Here is a 20,102-nt window from a genome sequence, read left to right as displayed (position 1 = left end):
TAGAAAAATCAACCCATTTACAAAATATGAAAACAGCAGTCATTATCGGTTTAGGACTTATCGGAGGGTCAATGGCTCTTGAGCTTCGCAAACGTTGTGGATACCAAATTTGGGGAATTGATGCCAATGCCGAAAATGCACAAAAAGCATTGGCTTTGAACATCATAGATAAAATAGTCGATTACAATCATATCACAAATGCGGATATGGCAATTGTGGCCGTGCCAGTAGATATTATCCCCAAAGTATTACAAAAAGCCCTCGATTACGCAGGAGAACAGACGGTGATTATGGATATGGGGTCAGTGAAAGGAAGTATTTGCAAATCTATTGAAAATCACCCAAACAGAAAAAATTTTGTAGCAAGTCACCCAATGGCAGGAACGGAATTTTCAGGTCCAGAGGCAGCAATTTACAATCTGTTTGACCACAAAGTAATGGTTTTTTGTGAGACAGAAAAAAGCGATAAGCATCTGGTAGAAAAGGCAATAGAGTTCGCTCAAAAGCTGAATATGCGAATCAAAATACTATCGCCCGAAGCCCACGACCGCCACACGGCTTACGTGTCGCATCTATCACACGTGAGTTCGTTTATGCTCGGAAAAACCGTTCTGGAAATAGAAAAAGACGAACAAAACATTTTCGATTTGGCAAGTACAGGATTTGCCTCCACCGTAAGATTAGCCAAGAGCGATGCCGCAATGTGGTGCCCTATCTTTCTGGAAAACAGAGAGAACGTACTAAAATCCCTTGATGAATACATCAAAAATTTAGAAGAATTCAGAACGCTTATTCAAAACCAAGAAGACAAAAAAATCCGAAAAACAATCAAAGAAATCAATTATATCAAGAAAATTTTAAAATAGATTTTTCTTTTACTCTACTCATAAATAACTGAATTTCAAATTATAAAATAAATATTCAAAAACAACAATACATTTGAAACCTATGGAAATAACAACAGAAAATAAAAAATGGTTAACTGATTTGCAATTATCACATCCTCTGGTGATTGCAGGTCCTTGCAGTGCCGAAACCGAAGAACAAGTATTGAAAATTGCTCATCAACTGAAAGATACCGATGTGAATTATTTTCGAGCAGGAATTTGGAAACCTCGTACACGTCCAGGAATGTTTGAAGGTGTGGGAGCTTTGGGTTTGAAGTGGTTACAACGCGTAAAAGAAGAAACAGGAATGAAAGTTGCCACCGAAGTCGCCAACAAAGACCACGTAAAATTAGCGTTGGAACACGACATTGATATGCTTTGGATTGGAGCTCGTTCTACTGTAAGTCCGTTTATCATTCAGGAAATTGCCGACGAGTTGAAAAATACCGATAAAATCGTTTTGGTAAAAAATCCTGTAAACCCTGATTTGCCACTTTGGATTGGAGCTTTGGAGCGTCTGCAACGAGCGGGAATCAAAAATCTGGGCGTCATTCATCGTGGTTTTTCTACTTATGAAAAGACAAAATACCGAAATATTCCTGAATGGCAGTTAGTTATCGAACTTCAAAATAAATTTCCAGAATTACCGCTCATCTGCGACCCTTCACACATTACGGGCAAACGTGATATGATTTTTGACGTTTCGCAAACCGCTCTCGACCTAAATTTTGACGGCTTAATGATTGAAACGCATATTTCGCCCGACCAAGCGTGGAGCGATGCTGCTCAGCAAGTTACCCCCGAAACTTTAGTTCAGATAATGAAAGATTTGCGAATTCGTAAACAAACCACCTCGGAAGAAGATTACCAAAGTCAGCTTAGCGAATTGCGTTCAAAAATTGATCTTTTAGACGACCAACTTCTTGATTTACTAAAAAAGAGAATGACCGCTTCAGATAATATTGGAAAACTTAAAAAGGAGAAGAACGTTGCTGTACTTCAAAATTCACGTTGGTATGCCCTTTTAGGAAAAATGATTTTGGAAGGACAACAACGCGGACTCAGTGAAGAATTCGTAACACACCTGTTCAAAGCTATCCATCAAGAATCTATCAACCGACAAGAGAGAATTATAAAGGGATAATTAAAAAAGCTACCCTAAAAAGGTAGCTTTTTTTTTATCGAAATAATATCTTAATTAAACGTTTATTTTACTTTTTCTACAATAGCTTTGAAAGCTTCTGGATGATTCATTGCTAAATCAGCTAAAACTTTTCTGTTAAGTTCAATGTGATTTGCTTTTAGTTTCCCCATAAATTGAGAGTATGACAATCCGTGAAGTCTTGCTCCTGCGTTGATACGCGCAATCCACAAAGCACGGAATGTTCTCTTTTTATTACGGCGGTCTCTGTAAGCATATTGCATTGCTTTTTCAACAGCATTCTTAGCTACCGTCCAAACGTTTTTTCTGCGACCAAAGAAGCCTTTGGCTTGCTTCATTATTTTTTTTCTACGAGCTCTACGAGCTACTGCATTTACTGATCTTGGCATAAATTTTTAATTTTTTGTAGTAGGCGTTCATTTTTGAATGAATCTTTTGAATGAGCCCACTCCAGGGTTATTGAATTACCTTTTGAGCTAAAAGCAAAACTGCTTTGAAATACTCAAAATCAAGAACAAAAATGTTATTTTAAACCTAATTGTTCCTTGATACTGTTTTCATCGTGCTGATGTACCAGAGTTGTATGCGTTAATTTTAGCTTACGTTTTGTTGATTTTTTAGTCAAAATGTGGCTTTTGTAAGCGTGCTTCCTTTTGATTTTTCCTGAACCAGTAAGCTTAAAACGCTTTTTTGCTCCAGATTTAGTTTTAATTTTTGGCATTTTGCTTCTTAATTTATTGGATATTATTTCGATTTACTTACTTTTTTAAAAAGCGACGGCAAAAGTACAACTTTATTTCTTCTTAGACAAGGGAGCGATAAACATTGTCATTCTTTTACCCTCCAATTTTGGCATTTGTTCCACCTTTCCGAACTCTTCCAAGTCGGTTGCTAGACGCAATAAAAGTATTTCTCCTTGATCTTTATAAATGATAGAACGTCCTTTAAAGAAGACGTAAGCTTTCACTTTAGCACCTTCTTTTAAGAATTTTTCACCGTGTTTTTTCTTAAACTCATAATCGTGTTCATCGGTTTGAGGTCCGAATCGAATCTCTTTGATAACCACTTTAGTAGCTTTGGATTTTATTTCCTTTTCACGTTTTTTCTGCTCGTAAAGAAATTTTTTATAATCAATCACTTTACAAACAGGTGGGACTGCATTGGGTGAAATTTCCACCAAATCCAACTCTAATTCTTCAGCAATTTTTAATGCTTTTTGTATCGGATATACGCCCATTTCAACGTTATCCCCAACCAAACGCACCTCTGCAACTCGAATATCTCTATTTATTCGGTGAGGTTGTTTGTCATCTCTACCCGGAGTGTTAACTTTCTTACTAATAGCTATTTATTTTTTGATTATTTTTCTTTCACTACAAACCAAAAGCAACAATGCTTTATGATTTGAATTTCTTAATACTTTTATCAATCTCTGTTTGAACAATTTTAACAAAAGCTTCAACAGAAATACTTCCTAAGCTTTCTCCTCCGTGCTTTCTGACAGAAACTGTAGCTTCTTTTTCCTCATTTTCACCCACAATCAGCATAAACGGAATTTTTTGAGTTTCCGCCTCACGGATTTTTTTGCCAATGGTTTCATTACGATTATCAATCAGTGTGCGAATTTCGAAATTTTCTAACAAATTCAAAACTTTTTGAGCATATTTTTCATATTTTTCACTCAAAGAAAGAATTATCGCCTGATTTGGCATCAACCAAAGTGGGAAATTACCCGCTGTATGCTCCAGCAAAATCGCCACAAAACGCTCCATACTTCCGAAAGGTGCTCGGTGTATCATAACAGGCCTATGCAATTCATTATCAGAACCTTTATACCACAAATCGAAACGCTCTGGCAAGTTATAATCTACTTGGATTGTTCCAAGCTGCCAACTTCTTCCCAAAGCATCTTTCACCATAAAGTCTAACTTAGGTCCGTAGAAAGCCGCTTCGCCTGTTTCAATCACGTAATTCAACCCTTTTTCTTTAGCTGCGTTGATAATTGCCTGTTCTGCTTTTTGCCAATTTTCATCGGAACCAATGTATTTAGCTGGATTTTCGGGGTCACGCAACGATACTTGTGCTGTAAAATTCTCAAAACCAAGCGAACCAAATACATACAATACCAAGTCAATCACATTTTTAAACTCTTCGTCCAATTGTTCTGGTGTACAAAAAATGTGGGCATCGTCTTGAGTGAAGCAACGTACCCGAGTAAGTCCGTGAAGTTCACCACTTTGCTCGTAACGATACACCGTTCCAAACTCAGCAAAACGCTTAGGCAAATCGCGATAACTCCAAGGTTTTGAATTGTAAATTTCGCAGTGATGCGGACAGTTCATCGGTTTTAGTAAATATTCTTCACCTTCATTAGGCGTTGCAATAGGTTGAAAACTATCTTTACCATATTTTTCCCAATGCCCTGAAGTTACATACAAATCTTTATGCCCAATATGAGGAGAAACAACTTGCTCATATCCAGCTTGTTTTTGTGCTTTCCGCAAGAATTGTTCTAAACGCTCACGAAGTGCTGCTCCTTTGGGTAACCACAACGGAAGCCCTTGCCCAACCTTATTTGAAAAAGTAAACAATTCTAACTCTTTGCCTAATTTTCTGTGGTCTCTCTTTTTAGCTTCTTCCAAAAGGGCTAAATATTCCGTTAAATCTTTCTGTTTTGGGAACGAAATTCCGTAAACACGTGTTAGCTGTTTGTTTTTTTCATCACCACGCCAATACGCTCCTGCGATACTCAATATTTTCACCGCTTTTACAAAACCCGTATTAGGCAAATGCCCGCCACGGCAAAGATCTGTAAAAGTGGAATGATCACAGAATGTAATTGAGCCATCTTCCAGATTTTCAATCAATTCTGTTTTATATGGATTTTCTTTGTAAAGCTCTAATGCTTCTCTTTTACTTACAGAACGCATCGAAAAAGTATGCTTTCCTTTGGCAATTTCAAGCATTTTCTTCTCAATTTCTGGAATATCTTTTTCAGAAAAGCTATGTTGTCCAAAGTCTACATCATAATAGAATCCGTTATCAATAGCAGGACCGATAGTCAATTTGATACCCGAAAAAGTTTCTTCCAAAGCTTGAGCCAAAATATGGGCAGACGAATGCCAAAATGCTTTTTTGCCCTCAGCATCATTCCAAGTGTATAAAACTAAACTTCCATCGGTGGTCAGGGGGGTCGTCGTTTCAATCGTTTTTCCATCGTAACTTGCTGACAATATATTTCTTGCCAACCCTTCACTAATGCTCAAAGCAACTTCATAAGGAGTTGTTCCTTTAGCAACTTCCTTAACCGAACCATCTGGTAGCGTAATTTTAATCATATTGCAATAATTGTTTTTTACTATATAGACTGGCAAAGATACTAAAAAATCAATAAGATATCAATTTACAAATATTTATTCAAAACCAAAAGAATGTAAATATCTAAAAATCAATATTTAATAAAAAAAGAAATCTATTTTTAAAACCTTATTTATTGGTAAAAATTTCTAATTTTCGTAATAATTTTCATTTTAAAGCTATCTTTGCAACGGCAAATCAATTATTATGCGAACAAAATCCATCAAAAAAAATAAAATCAACGTAGTTACTTTGGGATGCTCCAAAAACGTTTACGACAGCGAAGTGCTTATGGGGCAACTTAAAGCAAGTGGCAAAGAAGTTGTTCACGAAGAAAAAGGTAACATAGTAGTTATCAATACTTGCGGTTTCATCGGAAGTGCCAAAGAGGAAAGCATAAATACCATTTTGGAATATGTAGAAAAAAAAGAGGCAGGAATTGTAGATAAAGTATTTGTAACAGGTTGTTTAAGCGAACGTTATAGACCCGATTTGCAGAAAGAAATTCCGAATGTTGACCAATATTTTGGCACTACCGAGCTTCCATCATTACTAAAAGCTTTAGGAGCAGATTATAAACACGAACTCATCGGTGAACGGCTTACAACCACCCCGAAAAACTACGCTTATCTAAAAATAGCTGAAGGATGCGATCGCCCTTGTAGCTTTTGTGCCATTCCACTAATGCGCGGAAAGCACAGAAGCACCCCTATTGAAGATTTGGTTATCGAAGCCGAAAAATTAGCTCAAAAAGGCGTTAAAGAACTCATCCTCATCGCTCAAGACTTAACGTATTACGGATTAGACCTTTACAAAGAGCGAAAACTTGCCGATCTACTACGCGCTTTGGTAAAAGTAGAAGGAATTGAGTGGATTCGGTTACATTACGCCTTCCCAACGGGGTTCCCGAAAGATGTATTAGAGGTAATGAAAGTAGAACCCAAAATTTGCAATTACATTGATATTCCTCTTCAACATATTTCAGACCCTATCCTGAAAAGTATGAAACGCGGAACAACTCAAGAGAAAACCACCAAACTCTTACAAGAATTCCGAGAAAAAGTACCTCAAATGGCTATTCGTACCACTCTAATCGTAGGATACCCAGGAGAAACTGAAGAAGATTTCGAGACTTTGAAAAACTTTGTAAAAACAACTCGTTTTGAACGTTTAGGATGTTTCACATACAGCCACGAAGAGAACACCACGGCTTACCAACTAGAAGACAATGTTCCTGAGCAAGTGAAGCAACAACGTGCCAACGAAATTATGGAAATTCAATCTCAAATTTCTTGGGAATTGAATCAGGAGAAAATAGGTAAAATTTTTCGCTGTTTAATTGATAGAAAAGAGGGACAATACTTTGTTGGACGTACCGAATTTGATTCCCCTGATGTAGATAATGAAGTACTTATTGACGCTTCGAAGCACTACGTCAAAACAGGTGATTTTGTAAATGTAAAAATTACAGATGCCGCCGATTATGATTTGTACGGAGAACCTGTAAAATAAAACATTAAAAAGAGGTTTATGTTTTTTCATAAACCTCTTTTTGTTTTACCACCTAATGATTGCGCTTCCCCAAGTGAATCCACTACCAAAAGCAGCTAACACAACCAAATCGCCATCTTTTATTTTGCCTTCTTGTACAGCTTCGGTCAAGGCAATGGGTATAGAAGCCGCTGTGGTATTTCCGTATTTCGAAATGTTGTTAAACACCTGATGATCAGAAAGTCCAAATTTTTGTTGTATAAATTGCGATATACGCAAATTAGCTTGATGTGGAATGAGCATATCAATATCAGAAGAAGATAATCCGTTGGCTTGTAAGCCCTCATTGATAACCTCACTAAATCGTATTACAGCGTGTTTAAAAACATATTGCCCATTCATATACGGAAAATAACTTGTGTCTTGTGGATCATTTTGAGCTACAATATCAGTAACCCAACGTTTTCCCATTCCTGGGGAAATCATAGTCAACTCTTCTGCGTGAGCGCCCTCGCTGTGTAAATGTGTAGAGAGTATTCCTTTTTGAGGATTATCTTCTCTGGAAACAAGTGCAGCTCCTGCACCATCACCAAAAATAACGGAAACGTTACGCCCTCTTGTGGTCATATCCAACCCTGGAGATTGTGATTCCGACCCAATCACCAAAATATTTTTGTACATCCCTGTTTTTATATATTGATCGGCTATAGAAAGGGCATAAATAAACCCAGAACACTGATTGCGAACATCTAAAGCTCCTACGGTTTTTAAGCCTAATTCTTTCTGTACCAAAACTCCTGAACCTGGAAAATAATAGTCAGGACTTAAAGTAGCAAAAATAATAAAATCTATTTCTTCCTTCTGAATTCCAGCGTGTTCAATGGCTTTTTCGGCTGCCTTAACACCCATCGAAGCAGTTGTATCTTGCCCTCTAATGATATGATGTCGTTGCTGTATTCCGGTACGCTCTTGAATCCAAGCATCACTGGTGTCGATTATCTTAGACAAATCATCGTTAGTTACTATATTTTCAGGAACATAAAATCCTAATCCTCTAATTTTGGAACGATACATATACATTGTGTTTAAATAAAAAAAATGTGAAAACTATTATTCAAATAGCAATGCAATTTAATGATTTTTTTTGATTATGAAAAGTGACAAAGCCCTTCAATTTTAAATAAGAAAATCATTAGAATAATAATCAGACCATTACATAAAAGATTTTAATTATAAAGAAAATTTCAGGTAAAAAAACTCAAAGAAATACAAACTTGTTTTTAAAGTTTTTATATCTTTGCATTTCGAAAGAAAAAGAGAGTATGAGTTTACAAGCAGAAATAATGGAAGCCTTAAAAGTTGCTATGAAAGCTAAAGATACAGTTTCTTTAGAAGCTTTACGAGCAATAAAATCGGTAATTTTATTAGCGAAAACAGAATCGGGAGCCTCAGAAGAGCTCTCTGAAGCCGACGAGATGAAACTCCTCCAAAAGTTAGTCAAACAACGTAAAGACAGTGCTTCACTATACAAAGAACAAGGTAGGGAAGATTTGGCTCAACCCGAATTAGCTCAAGCCGCTGTTATTGAAAAATTCTTGCCCAAGCAACTTTCTGAGGCTGAAATTGAAGCTGAAGTTACTCAAGTAATTACTTCATTAGGCGCTTCTGGAATGAAAGATATGGGTAAGGTAATGGCTCAAGCTACGGCTCAATTGGCTGGTAAAGCTGACGGGAAAGCCATTTCGACCATTGTAAAAAAATTATTGTCATAACAACAAATAAAGGCCGCGTAGTTCAACTGGATAGAATATCAGATTTCGGCTCTGAGGGTTAGGGGTTCGAATCCTCTCGCGGTCACAAAACACAAAATAACTCACTGTAAAACAGTGAGTTATTTTTTAAAGGATATTCAAAAGGGTAAGTTTTAAATTTCATAATTAGCTGTTAGTACAAGTTTATTTCTGATTGCAGATATAAAAAACAATTCTTTGGTAAAAAATAGTCTCTTTTAACTTTTTAAATCACCATCATTATTACTTTTTTCCAATAATTTTTCTCGCTGTTCTCTTCGTCTTAAAATGACTAAATACCAAATTTCAGGGATTATCCAAATTGTAAAAACTAAGTGCCATAAAAGTCCATTATAATCAATTCCCGTATGGTTTATGGAATACACTTCTTTCACTTTTGGATTGTACCAAACATTTATATATGTCCTTCCTTGTTCATCTTCTTCAAAAAATTGTCCATACCTATCTCCTGCCACAAAAATCTTTAAAATTCCCTCATATTTTTCAACCAATTTCTTTCTTAAATCATAATTATCTGGTGAAAAAAAATCATTAGTTACCTCAAAATCATTTGGTAAGTCATCTTCTATAATGCCATATAAGTAATAAGCAGTTGATTTTGTTGAATATGATTTATTTTCTATGTAATAAAATTTTTTTCGTACAAAATTCTTTTGAAAATTTAACGAATGATATGCCATCAAGGTGTTTTTAAATCCCGAAAAAGATTCTCCTAAAACTGTCAAAAACGATATAAACAGATGAATATAGATAATCCTCCTCCGTAAATAATATTTTTTTTCCATTTTTATTGTTTTCCATTTTGTTGTTGTTTTTTCATTAAAAGTATTCTTTGGTAAAAGGGAGCGGTTTCTAATTTAAAGCCTAAAAAACTTCCTGAAACATCTACCTTAAAATCTAAATTAACATTTTTAGGTAAATATTTTATTCCAAATTCGTTATTCTCCCAACGAATTTGTAAAAGTTTTGTATTTACTTTCCCTAAGGCGGTGGCATTAAAATGTAAATAATCATTCTTTTTTAAGAGTTTTGCATCTGCTCCTTCTACCCAACAACTATGTCAATCCTTATTATCTGAATAGGCAAAAAAATAAAAAACAAAAGCAACAAAACGTTATAGTTTTGTTGCTTTCTATTTTTTGTCTTTTAATTACTTTTCAAAATGAAAAATAATCGTCAGGCTACTTTTTCCCCTTAAATATCAAGTTAAGTAAAAATAAAATAACAATAGCCCCAGCAGCTCCTGTGAAAATAGCTCCAATCCAACCTCCTCCTAAAGAGATATTCAATACGGTTCCTAAAAGCCAATATCCAACAAAACTACCCAAAATACCAACAATGATATTCCCGATTAGTCCAAGTCCACTACCTTTATAGATAGTTCCTCCGAGCCAACCTGCAATGGCTCCAATGATAAGTGTTCCAATGATACCTGTTCCCATAAAAACAAAATTTAATTATTCTTTTTTAATTCTAGGCAAAGATAAGAAAAAAATATTCTAATCAATAAGCATAAATGTTATTTTTTAGTTAAAAAATAAAAAAACACTTATTTTTTTTCAAAAAAACTTTATTCTATAAAAAATGAAGGATAATATTTATAAATATTATCCTTCGTAATTAAATATTATCTTTTATTGATAAAGCAATTAAACCTTTAAAATTTCAGCTTCTTTGAGTACAAAAATTTCATCTACCTTCTTAATGTACTTATCGGTGAGCTGCTGAACACTCTCTTCTGCTCCTTTTTTTATATCCTCTGAAGTTTCGGTTTTTTTTATCTCTTTATTAGCATCTTGACGCGCGTTGCGAATACTTATTTTAGCATCTTCGCACTCTCCTTTGGCTTGTTTTACTAATTCCTTTCGGCGTTCTTCGGTTAGTGGTGGAACGCTAATTATCACCACATCACCATTATTCATAGGATTAAACCCCAAATTTGCCACCATAATGGCTTTTTCAATAGGCTGAATCATACTCCTTTCCCAAGGCTGAATGGTGATGGTTCTTGAGTCAGGAGCACTTACATTTGCCACCTGATTCAAAGGAGTTTGTGAACCATAATAATCCACAAAAACACTTCCTAACATTTGCGGACTTGCCTTTCCGGCACGAATATTTGACAATGACTTGTCTAAGTGAGCCAAAGCGGCTTGCATTGCCTCATCAGTGCTATCTAAAATAATATCTATTTCTTCATTCATATTTTATTGCGTTTTTATATTTTTTTATAAATCAACTATGGTTCCCACGTTTTCGCCTGTCACTACTTTTGATAGATTTCCTTTTTTGTTCATATCAAAAACAATTATAGGCAGTTTATTCTCCTGACTTAAAGTAAAAGCTGTCATATCCATCACTTTTAATCCTTTATCCATTACTTCATCAAAGGTGATACGTTCAAACTTGGTAGCATTTTTATCTTTTTCAGGGTCAGCGGTATAAATTCCATCCACACGAGTTCCTTTCAAAATAACATCTGCATTGATTTCGATAGCCCTTAACACCGCAGCTGAATCAGTAGTAAAATACGGATTTCCAGTACCTGCGCCGAAAATGACTACACGCCCTTTTTCTAGATGCCGTACAGCACGTCGGCGAATGAAGGGTTCTGCAATGGCTTCCATAGTGATAGCGGTTTGTAATCGGGTAAAAACACCTTCTTCTTCCAAAGCACTCTGCAAAGCCAGCGAGTTAATCACTGTTGCGAGCATCCCCATATAATCTCCTTGTACTCTGTCCATTCCGTTACTAGCACCTGCTACCCCGCGAAAAATATTTCCTCCGCCGATAACAATAGCTACCTCTACGCCTTGTTTTACAACTTCCTTGATTTCAATGGCATATTCTTTGAGCCGAGCAGGGTCTATCCCGTGCTGACGACTTCCCATTAGGGCTTCTCCACTGAGTTTCAACAGAATTCTTTTATATTTCATTTATATTTTATTTTTATTACTTTCAAACGAAACCTTCAACAAGCAAAGATATAAATTTTATCATAACCAATTGTACCGAAAAAATTTTTTTGTGTCGTTTTTTTATTATAATTTTGACCATTACAAGTATATAGTCTTAAATATTTTGGAATATGAAATACTCTTTTTGTTCAGTTCTAATCCCTTTTTTGATGGCTTCGTGCAACTTCAATGCCGATAATAAAGCCAAACAAGCCGAAGAAGCCAAAGCAAAATTGGACTCCATTGTACAAACACAATTGGCTGAAATTGATATGAATGAGGTTGATAGCTATCCACTATTTCCTCAGTGTAGCGATACCCTTACCCAAGAAGAACAAAAAAAATGCTTTGAAAATACATTCGCTAAAATATTTCAAGACATCTTTCAAAACGAAAAATTTGAGGTAGCCGAACCTATTAACGATACCCTAAAGGTTTTTGTAAAAATCAGCAATCAAGGAAATACCATTTTGGACTATATTGAAGCCAAAGACCAAACCAAAAATTTACTTCCGAATTTGGAAACTTCTTTGAAAAAACATTTTGAAGCATTTCCAAATATAAAACCTGCTGTAAAACAAGGTGTTGAAGTTAGCACCCAATTTACATTACCCATTGTGATTGATGTAAAATAACTATTTTGGAAAAAATCATTTTAGGTATCGACCCAGGAACTACCATTATGGGCTTTGGACTGATAAAAGTGGTTAAGCAACAAATCAGTTTGTTACAACTCAATGAATTGCAGCTCAAAAAATACGACAATCATTATTTGAAACTGCGTATTATTTTTGAAAGAACCCTTGAGCTAATTGATTCTTACCACCCTGATGAGTTGGCTATTGAAGCACCTTTTTTCGGGAAAAATGTGCAATCAATGTTAAAATTAGGGCGCGCTCAAGGTGTAGCTATGGCTGCAGGGCTCTCACGACAAATCCCCATCACCGAATATGAACCTAAAAAGGTGAAAATGGCTATCACAGGCAATGGTAATGCTTCCAAAGAACAAGTGGCTAAAATGTTACAACAAATGCTAAACATAGAGCAAATGCCCCAATTTTTAGATGCTACCGATGGCTTGGCTGTAGCAGTTTGCCATCATTTCAATTCGGGTAAAATTGTAGCGGGTAAATCGTACAGTAGTTGGGAATCATTCGTGAATCAGAATCAAGACCGTATAGGGTAATAAAAAGTAAGTATTTTGCACAGCCTTTACATTCATATTCCTTTTTGCAAACAAGCGTGTCATTATTGTGATTTTCACTTTTCTACCACTTTAAAACGAAAATCGGAAATGGTAGATAGCATTTGTAAAGAACTGTTTATAAGGCAGGAAGAAGCTAACAATCCTCTAAAAGCTATTTACTTGGGCGGTGGTACTCCAAGCATTTTATCGATTGATGAACTCAAACAGATTTTTGAAACCATCAATAAATATTATACGATTGCCTCTGATGCCGAAATTACCTTAGAGGCAAATCCTGATGATTTCTTTGAAAAAAAATGCAGTGGCAGAAAATTTCTATCTGAATTAAAAAGACTAAAAATCAACAGATTAAGCATCGGTGTGCAGTCTTTCTTTGAAGAAGATTTAAAATGGATGAATCGGGCTCATAACGCCAAACAAACAATAGAATTGTTAGAGGAAACTTCTGATTTTTTTGATAACATTAGCATTGACCTTATTTATGGACTTCCCAATATGTCGCAAGAGCGTTGGTTGGAAAACCTAAATAAAGTAATACAATATAAAATCCCTCACGTTTCAGCTTATGCACTGACGGTAGAGCCCAAAACCGCTCTTCATCAATTCATTGTTCGCGGAAAATACCCTGATGTTGACGAAAATAAATCACACGCTCAATTTATGACTATGGTTGATTTTTTAGAAAAAGAAAATTTCATACATTATGAGCTTTCCAATTTCGGAAAAACGGGGTATTTCAGTAAAAATAATACTGCATATTGGGAAGGTAAAAAGTATATGGGAATAGGACCTTCAGCACATAGCTTCAATGGCGTTGAACGAAGTTGGAACATTTCAAACAACATCAAATACATTCAACAAATTAACGCAGGAATTTTGCCTTCACAACGTGAAGTTCTAAGCTTAAATGACCAGTATAACGAACTTATTATGACTGGAATACGAACTCAAAAAGGAATTTCATTAAAGGCTGTGGAACAACGTTTTGGTGAAAAAATGTCAGATTATTTACAAAAACAAGCCAATAAGTTTATCCAGCAACAATTGTTAGAGATTTCTGATAACTGCCTAAAAACGACACGCAACGGAAAGTTTTTATCCGATGGGATAGCCTCCGACCTATTTTTTGTTTGACGCTGATTATCAGAATTCTGATTTCAAACAAAAATTAGGGTGGAATTATCTACCAAAACCTTCAAAAATACCCAATCCGAAAAGAGCAAAATCATACTTGGCTGGGTCTTCAGGGTCGAATTGTCTTAGGTAACTATCTAATTCAGTTAATGCTTTGGCATCGTTTTGTTTTCGTGTAATTAAACCCAATGCACGTCCCACATTTCCGGTGTGCACATCAAGCGGACAAGAAAGTTGTGCAGGTCTTATTTTCTTCCAAATTCCAAAATCAACCCCAGCCTTATCATTGCGAACCATCCAACGTAAAAACATATTGATACGCTTGGCTGAAGAACCTTTACGAGGGTCGGAAAGATGTTTGAGGCTTCTTGGATACTTAACATCAGTAAAAAATAAACTCTTAAAGTTGGAAATACCCAATTGTAGGTCATCATTTTCAATACTTTGGGCGAAAGCATTTTCAAGTCCTCCGTGATGCAAGTAAATGTTTTTCAGACTAATTATGAACTGCTCTAAATCCGTAGCGTTAAAAGTGCGGTGTACAAATCCCTCAAAATGCTTCAAATCAGAAGAGGTATGTTGTAAAACAAATTCATAAGGCGAATTATCCATCAATTGCATTATTTTCAGTCCGTTACTTATGATTGTTTTGCGTTGCCCCCAAGCTATGGCTGCCGATAAAAATGCTGCGATCTCGATATCTTCTTTAACAGAAAACATCTTCGGAATTTGCATAGGGTCTTTTTCCACAAATTCAGGGCGGTTATATTGTCTTACCTTTTCATCAAGAAAAGATTTTATTTCGGCAAGCTCCATCATTTTAATAGTTTATTTTACAGAAACTTACCGTCAGACATTGTGAGCTTTCTGTCTGCCATATTGGCTAAATCTTCATTATGAGTTACAATTACGAAAGTTTGCCCAAAGGTTTTTCGCAATTCGAAAAAAAGCTGATGCAGGTTTTCAGCACTTTCCGAATCCAAATTACCACTGGGTTCATCGGCAAAAACCACCGCTGGACGATTCATCAAAGCACGTGCCACAGCCACACGCTGTTGCTCTCCACCTGAGAGTGCTTCAGGTTTATGCCCTGCACGTTGAGTAAGATTCAAAAAGGATAACAATTCCATAGCGCGATTTTCGGCTTCTTTTTTAGAAATTCCTTTGATATATGCAGGAATGCAAATATTTTCCAAAGCTGTAAATTCAGGCAATAATTGATGAAATTGAAAAATAAATCCAATATGTTCATTACGGAATTTTGCCAATTTATTAGAAGATAACGATTTAATATCTACATCGTTTATAAAAAGAGTAGCATCGGGTAATGGATTCATCGCCTCAAGAGTACCGAGAATTTGCAAAAGTGTAGTTTTTCCTGCTCCAGAAGCACCTACGATGGAAATAACCTCACCTTTTTTTACTTCAATATCTACCCCTTTGAGAACTTCTAATCCTCCGTAGGTTTTGTGTATATTTTTCGCTTTTATCATAATTGTATTTGTTTTCGTGCCAAATCAACAATGGTTTTCACCATTTGGGCTATGGTGGTTTGTGAATTATCCAACTCAATAGCATCTTGGGCTTTACGCAGAGGAGATTCGGTGCGATTTGTATCCATTTCATCGCGTTCTTGTATATTCTTAAGTACCTGATGAAGTTGTACTTGCTCTCCTTTGGCAAGAAGTTCATCATATCGGCGTTGAGCTCGAATGCTTTCGGAAGCAGTCATAAATATTTTCAGCTCAGCATCGGGGAAAACTACCGTTCCAATATCCCTTCCGTCCATCACCACTCCTTTTTTTTCAGCCATTTTCCGTTGTAATTCCACCAGATAGGAACGCACCTCAGGAATTTTGGCTACCTTGCTGACGTGATTAGCAATTGTAATGCTTCGAATCTCTTTTTCAATATTCTTTCCATTCAGATGCATTTGAGAAGCTCCAGAAATAGGGTCGGTCATAAAGCTTAAATCACTGTTTTTAATAACTTCTAAAAGTGATTTTTTATCAATAATTTCGTGAGATTCAAATTTTCCTTCAGAATTTTGAACTCTGGCTACAGCTATAAGTCCTTGCTGATAAGCCAAATAAGCTACGGCACGATACATCGCCCCTGTATCTACATAAATGTATCCTAATTCTTGCGCAACCCCTTTGGCAATAGTGCTTTTACCCGTACCCGAAAAGCCATCAATGGCAATGATTATCTTTTTCAATTCCTTATTCTTGTTACTCAAATTTCCCTTTTTTTTAAATTAAAGAAGATATTTCACCTTCTTTTACTTCTTTATCAGAAGTACAAAAGTAGCAAAAATAACCATTTCAACAACGAATTTCTATTAGCTTTACCCACAAAATGGGAATAAACTCAAGTAAAGACTCCTTCTGCAATTCATCATTATTTTTAAACAATAAAAAAACACTTCTTTCAACATTATTTCGTAATTTAGTCCGAAAATTTTAAACTACGATGAAAGTAAAACCCAATATTACACAAAAACCTTTTGGAAAACACCACGATAAACAGGTAACACTCTTTACCTTAACCAATAAAAACACGATGGAAGTATCAGTAACCAACTTTGGCGGTATCATCACTTCCATTAAATTCCCAAAAGACGGGAAACACATACAAACCGTTCTCGGATTTGACACGTTGGAAGAATACCTAAGTGCAGATTATCGCAAAGAATATCCGTATTTTGGAGCAATCATTGGGAGAAACGCCGGACGCATCAAAAATGGAAAAACAACCCTCAACGGACAGACAATCCAACTAAGCGTAAACCACAACCAAGCACAACTACACGGCGGTTTTGAAGGTTTTGACAGCAAAGTTTGGGAAGTCGTTTCGGTACAAGATGAACCAATTCCGTCTGTAACTTTCCGATATATTTCTGCCGATGGCGAAGAAGGCTTCCCAGGCGAAGTTACCGCAGAAGTAACCTATTCACTTACTAATGAAAACGAACTCCGAGTGGATTATTACGGAACTACCAACAAACCTACTATCCTGAACCTAACCCAACACGCTTATTTTAACCTGAACACCGATTCCAGCAATATTTTAAATCATCATTTACAGATTAATGGCGACAGAGTTTCTCCATTAAATCCTGATTATTCCCCAACAGGTGAACTACGCTTGGTGGAAGGCACACAATGGGATTATCGTAAGCCTACCCTTGTACACTCCGATATTGACAATGCCTTTCCACGTCAGGTTTCGGAGGAAGAAACCGTTGGGTCGCTCATTTGCAACGAAAGTGGTATTCGTATGGACGTGCGTACCAATCACCCCGTACTCCACATCTATGGCGGATACTATGTACCTGAACTACACCCCAAAAACAGAAAAGCTACTGGGCAGAATGCAGGAATATGTTTTGAATGCCAAGGTTTTGCCGATGCGTTGAATTATCCGCAGTTTCAATCCACGCAGTTAAATCCGCAGGAGGAATACAAACATTTTACTATTTTTAAGTTCATTGAAATAGCATAAATTTTCAGAATTAAAAACGAAAGTTTTTACCTTTCGGACATTTATTCGAAATAAGAAAACACGCGTTGTAAAAGCTCGGGGTTTTCCCGAATGAAGAAAACAAACGTTTTAAGGCTTCGGGGTTTTCCCGAATGAAGAAAGCACACGTTTTAGGACTTCGGGGTTTTCCCGATTGGAGAAAACACACGTTTTGGAGCTTCGGGCATTTAGCCGTTTGAAGAAAACACACGTTTTGGGACTTCGAGCATTTAGGCAAACGAAGAAAACAAGCGTTTTGAGGCTTCAAGCATTTAGGCGAACGAAGAAAACAAGCGTTTTGGGGCTTCGAGCATTTAGGTGAATGAAGGAAACACGCGTTTTGGAGCTTCGAGCATTTGTCAGAAGTAAAAAACATAAAATAAAACTATAAAAAAGATTTCAGATTACCTATAATTGGTAATACGGGAATAAAGATATATATTTAATTAGTACAAAAACAGAAAAAAATATTTCAAAAAATGAAAAAATATATACAAGAAGAATTTCAGAAAAGCTATGGGCAACCTTGTGATAAGGTTTTCTTTGCTCCGGCTCGTGTCAATTTGATTGGCGAACACATCGACTACAACGGCGGACTGGTGATGCCTTGTGCTCTTGAGAATGGAACGTATTTGGCGGTTCGCAAAACAAACGACAACACATTTACGTTCAAGAGCTTAAACTTTCCAGAATCAACACATCAGGTAACCATCAATCACGAAGGATATACCAAAAATGGAAGTCTTTGGATAAATTATCCGCTGGGTTGTATTGACTATTTTACACGTGAGGGTGCGAAATTCAGTGGAATGGAATTTCTCTTCTACGGAAATATTCCTAACGGTGGCGGACTTTCCTCTTCAGCTTCTATCGAACTTGTAACTTCCTTTGCTTTGAATTCTCTTTTCGGACTGGGAAAAGACCAAATTGAACTGGTGAAAATTTCACAAAACGTAGAAAACGAATTTGTGGGGGTAAATTGTGGTATTATGGACCAATTCGCTATCGGAATGGGAAAAAAAGAACACGCCATCATTTTGGATTGCCAAACGTTGGATTATACCTATACGCCTTTCAGCTTAAAAGATGATACCCTACTGATTATCAATACTAATAAAGAAAGAAAATTGGCAGATTCCAAATACAATGAGCGTCGTGCTACTTGCGAAGCAGCGTTGGAAATCTTCAACAAAAATGCCGATTTCAAAGACCTTTGTTCTATCCCTGCTGAGTACTTCGAGGCTCACAAAAACGAACTTACCGAAGAGATGCAAAAACGAGTTAAACACGTAATTTATGAGAACTTACGTGTAAAAGAAAGCGAAAAAGCCTTAAAATCAGGTGACGTGAAGCGTTTCGGAGAGTTGATGTCTGCCTCACACAAATCCTTAATGGAAGATTATGAAGTTACAGGCAAAGAACTGGATACCATCTATTTGGAAAGTATCAATTTTGATGGCGTTACGGGCGTTCGTATGACTGGAGCTGGTTTCGGAGGTTGTGCCATTGCACTGGTTAAAAACGACCGTGTAGAAGCCTACAAAAAGCACATTACTGAACGCTATACAGAAAAAATTGGGTACGCCCCATCGGTGTATGACGTGAGCATCGGCGAGGGAACTCGTGAACTATAATCATCAGAAAGCCAAGTGAAACCATTATTTCATTTGGCTTTTATTTTTTTTACAAATGAAAAAAGTATATAAATCCAAAGTAGATAAATTCCTTTTTGGAATTGTTATCGTAATTACATTCTTTCCGCTTATATTCTTGTTATATGAGCTTACTTCTTTTGGAGATAGAATAATTGTGGCAACAATACTTTTGCTTTTGGCTTTAGTATTTGGAAATTGTATTTGGGGCATTCGATATAGTATTGACCAAGAATTCCTGACTTTAAAAGGAGGTTTCTTTTTCAAGAAAAAAATAGCTATTAAAAGTATCCGAAAAATAGAAAAAGTAGGCTTTATAGCAGAACTTGGACTGGGAGCATCACTTGAGCGTATCGGAGTTTTTTACAATAAATATGACTGCTTTCTGATTTCTCCAAAAGATAGAACTGCATTTATCGCTGATTTGTTGGAAATTAACCCTAATATTCAAGTAATTGTTTAAATTAAACTATGAAGTCATATAAAGCTAAAATTAGTTGTAAACCATATTTGGTCACCCAGTTACCAATTATAATAATAGCCTTGAGCTTTATAGTAATAACTCAAGGTTTTAATTGGTATTTAGTTTTGACTATTATTATCTTTTATACGATACTTTTATGGATGACTTTACGGTTTCACGAGAAAACAAACTACTCTATCTCAGGTCAAGATTTATTGGTTTCATTTACATTTGTAATCAGTTTCTGTGAAATAATTAATATCCAAACTATTCGGAAAATATCTAAGTGTAATAACATTATGCCTTTAGGAACAATGGACAGAGTAACCGCTCCAGATAGTAAAGCACTTGAAATTTTTTACAATAAATACGAGACTATTAAAGTTTCTCCTAAGAATGAGTCCGAATTTATCAAAGATTTATTAGAAATAAACCCTAATATTGAAGTAGTTTTTTGAA

23 protein-coding genes and 1 tRNA gene are annotated in these 20,102 nt (G+C 36.0%); 12 read left to right on the top strand and 12 right to left on the bottom strand.

Features of this window, described 5'->3' with window-relative positions; translation table 11 throughout:
• Nucleotides 1–26: 26 nt before the first annotated feature.
• Together CGC47_RS09680 and CGC47_RS09675 are read left to right on the top strand one after the other, a co-directional pair.
• Nucleotides 27–866, top strand: a complete 840-nt coding sequence (locus CGC47_RS09680; RefSeq protein WP_042001442.1) for a prephenate dehydrogenase — start codon at nt 27–29, stop codon at nt 864–866.
• An 82-nt stretch (nt 867–948) separates the two neighbouring features.
• Nucleotides 949–2,031: a bifunctional 3-deoxy-7-phosphoheptulonate synthase/chorismate mutase type II gene (locus CGC47_RS09675; protein WP_095900297.1), complete on the top strand. Its 1,083-nt coding sequence runs from the start codon at nt 949–951 to the stop codon at nt 2,029–2,031.
• 62 nt (nt 2,032–2,093) lie between these two features.
• Here CGC47_RS09675 and rplT read toward each other — a convergent pair whose 3' ends face one another.
• The 4 genes from rplT to thrS all read right to left on the bottom strand — a co-directional run bounded on the left by rplT (nt 2,094) and on the right by thrS (nt 5,387).
• Nucleotides 2,094–2,438: a 50S ribosomal protein L20 gene (rplT, locus tag CGC47_RS09670; protein ID WP_013996650.1), complete on the bottom strand. Its 345-nt coding sequence runs from the start codon at nt 2,436–2,438 to the stop codon at nt 2,094–2,096.
• A 134-nt stretch (nt 2,439–2,572) separates the two neighbouring features.
• A complete protein-coding gene (gene rpmI, locus CGC47_RS09665; protein WP_095900296.1) occupies nt 2,573–2,770 on the bottom strand; it encodes a 50S ribosomal protein L35 in 198 nt (65 codons plus the stop codon).
• A 72-nt stretch (nt 2,771–2,842) separates the two neighbouring features.
• Nucleotides 2,843–3,340, bottom strand: a complete 498-nt coding sequence (gene infC, locus CGC47_RS09660; RefSeq protein ID WP_109861910.1) for a translation initiation factor IF-3 — start codon at nt 3,338–3,340, stop codon at nt 2,843–2,845.
• Between the two features lie 106 nt (nt 3,341–3,446).
• Nucleotides 3,447–5,387 carry a threonine--tRNA ligase gene (thrS, locus tag CGC47_RS09655; protein ID WP_042001439.1) on the bottom strand — a complete coding sequence of 647 codons (1,941 nt, stop codon included), beginning with the start codon at nt 5,385–5,387 and terminating at the stop codon, nt 3,447–3,449.
• A 226-nt stretch (nt 5,388–5,613) separates the two neighbouring features.
• Between thrS and rimO the strand changes: the two genes are divergently transcribed.
• The gene (rimO, locus tag CGC47_RS09650) at nt 5,614–6,918 is read left to right on the top strand and encodes a 30S ribosomal protein S12 methylthiotransferase RimO (RefSeq protein ID WP_095900295.1); all 1,305 of its coding nucleotides are present in this window, start codon (nt 5,614–5,616) and stop codon (nt 6,916–6,918) included.
• A gap of 45 nt (nt 6,919–6,963) precedes the next feature.
• Here the strand turns inward: rimO and CGC47_RS09645 are convergent, their stop codons facing one another.
• Complete coding sequence (locus tag CGC47_RS09645; RefSeq protein WP_042001436.1) at nt 6,964–7,971, bottom strand: 3-oxoacyl-ACP synthase III family protein; 1,008 nt, start codon at nt 7,969–7,971, stop codon at nt 6,964–6,966.
• A gap of 248 nt (nt 7,972–8,219) precedes the next feature.
• Here CGC47_RS09645 and CGC47_RS09640 point away from each other — a divergent pair, with 248 nt between their 5' ends.
• Together CGC47_RS09640 and CGC47_RS09635 are read left to right on the top strand one after the other, a co-directional pair.
• The gene (locus tag CGC47_RS09640) at nt 8,220–8,669 is read left to right on the top strand and encodes a GatB/YqeY domain-containing protein (RefSeq protein WP_042001433.1); all 450 of its coding nucleotides are present in this window, start codon (nt 8,220–8,222) and stop codon (nt 8,667–8,669) included.
• 11 nt (nt 8,670–8,680) lie between these two features.
• A tRNA-Arg gene (locus CGC47_RS09635) sits at nt 8,681–8,754 on the top strand.
• A gap of 151 nt (nt 8,755–8,905) precedes the next feature.
• Here the strand turns inward: CGC47_RS09635 and CGC47_RS09630 are convergent.
• The 4 genes from CGC47_RS09630 to pyrH form a co-directional block, all read right to left on the bottom strand.
• On the bottom strand, nt 8,906–9,493 hold the full coding sequence (locus tag CGC47_RS09630) for a hypothetical protein (protein ID WP_095900294.1): 588 nt from the start codon (nt 9,491–9,493) through the stop codon (nt 8,906–8,908).
• A gap of 396 nt (nt 9,494–9,889) precedes the next feature.
• Nucleotides 9,890–10,150: a GlsB/YeaQ/YmgE family stress response membrane protein gene (locus CGC47_RS09625; protein WP_095900293.1), complete on the bottom strand. Its 261-nt coding sequence runs from the start codon at nt 10,148–10,150 to the stop codon at nt 9,890–9,892.
• Nucleotides 10,151–10,357: 207 nt separating this feature from the next.
• Nucleotides 10,358–10,912, bottom strand: a complete 555-nt coding sequence (gene frr, locus CGC47_RS09620; RefSeq protein WP_041986037.1) for a ribosome recycling factor — start codon at nt 10,910–10,912, stop codon at nt 10,358–10,360.
• 24 nt (nt 10,913–10,936) lie between these two features.
• Complete coding sequence (gene pyrH / locus CGC47_RS09615; RefSeq protein ID WP_013996662.1) at nt 10,937–11,644, bottom strand: UMP kinase; 708 nt, start codon at nt 11,642–11,644, stop codon at nt 10,937–10,939.
• 152 nt (nt 11,645–11,796) lie between these two features.
• On the opposite strand from pyrH, the gene CGC47_RS09610 reads away from it, so the two are divergent.
• From CGC47_RS09610 to hemW, 3 genes are read left to right on the top strand one after another with little or no spacing between them, the layout of a single operon-like run.
• Nucleotides 11,797–12,300, top strand: coding sequence for a hypothetical protein (locus CGC47_RS09610; RefSeq protein ID WP_041986040.1), 504 nt, complete (start codon nt 11,797–11,799; stop codon nt 12,298–12,300).
• A gap of 5 nt (nt 12,301–12,305) precedes the next feature.
• Nucleotides 12,306–12,851: a crossover junction endodeoxyribonuclease RuvC gene (gene ruvC / locus CGC47_RS09605; RefSeq protein WP_095900292.1), complete on the top strand. Its 546-nt coding sequence runs from the start codon at nt 12,306–12,308 to the stop codon at nt 12,849–12,851.
• Nucleotides 12,852–12,866: 15 nt separating this feature from the next.
• Entirely contained in the window at nt 12,867–14,006 is a 1,140-nt protein-coding gene (gene hemW, locus CGC47_RS09600) for a radical SAM family heme chaperone HemW (RefSeq protein WP_082025338.1), read from the top strand.
• A 45-nt stretch (nt 14,007–14,051) separates the two neighbouring features.
• Here the strand turns inward: hemW and CGC47_RS09595 are convergent, their stop codons facing one another.
• Genes CGC47_RS09595 through cmk form a run of 3 tightly spaced genes read right to left on the bottom strand, consistent with a single transcriptional unit; the run spans nt 14,052 to nt 16,245 of the window.
• Nucleotides 14,052–14,822, bottom strand: a complete 771-nt coding sequence (locus tag CGC47_RS09595; protein WP_169922922.1) for a TIGR02757 family protein — start codon at nt 14,820–14,822, stop codon at nt 14,052–14,054.
• Nucleotides 14,823–14,839: 17 nt separating this feature from the next.
• Nucleotides 14,840–15,499 carry an ABC transporter ATP-binding protein gene (locus CGC47_RS09590; RefSeq protein ID WP_044729913.1) on the bottom strand — a complete coding sequence of 220 codons (660 nt, stop codon included), beginning with the start codon at nt 15,497–15,499 and terminating at the stop codon, nt 14,840–14,842.
• Nucleotides 15,496–16,245 (bottom strand): (d)CMP kinase, encoded by a 750-nt coding sequence (gene cmk, locus CGC47_RS09585; RefSeq protein ID WP_095900290.1) that lies wholly within the window; start codon nt 16,243–16,245, stop codon nt 15,496–15,498. The genes CGC47_RS09590 and cmk overlap by 4 nt, the downstream gene beginning before the upstream one ends.
• A gap of 233 nt (nt 16,246–16,478) precedes the next feature.
• Here cmk and CGC47_RS09580 point away from each other — a divergent pair, with 233 nt between their 5' ends.
• From CGC47_RS09580 to CGC47_RS09565, 4 genes are all read left to right on the top strand, one after another.
• Nucleotides 16,479–17,510, top strand: coding sequence for an aldose epimerase family protein (locus CGC47_RS09580; protein WP_042001421.1), 1,032 nt, complete (start codon nt 16,479–16,481; stop codon nt 17,508–17,510).
• Between the two features lie 497 nt (nt 17,511–18,007).
• Nucleotides 18,008–19,162: a galactokinase gene (locus CGC47_RS09575; RefSeq protein WP_042001418.1), complete on the top strand. Its 1,155-nt coding sequence runs from the start codon at nt 18,008–18,010 to the stop codon at nt 19,160–19,162.
• A 55-nt stretch (nt 19,163–19,217) separates the two neighbouring features.
• Complete coding sequence (locus CGC47_RS09570) at nt 19,218–19,643, top strand: PH domain-containing protein (RefSeq protein WP_095900289.1); 426 nt, start codon at nt 19,218–19,220, stop codon at nt 19,641–19,643.
• An 8-nt stretch (nt 19,644–19,651) separates the two neighbouring features.
• The gene (locus CGC47_RS09565) at nt 19,652–20,101 is read left to right on the top strand and encodes a PH domain-containing protein (protein ID WP_095900288.1); all 450 of its coding nucleotides are present in this window, start codon (nt 19,652–19,654) and stop codon (nt 20,099–20,101) included.
• Nucleotide 20,102 lies beyond the last annotated feature (1 nt).

It is taken from the genome of Capnocytophaga canimorsus (assembly GCF_002302565.1).
Taxonomy (GTDB): domain Bacteria; phylum Bacteroidota; class Bacteroidia; order Flavobacteriales; family Flavobacteriaceae; genus Capnocytophaga; species Capnocytophaga canimorsus.
The sequence above is the reverse complement of the archived record's forward strand: the minus strand, read 5'-3'. Positions and strand labels throughout refer to the sequence as shown.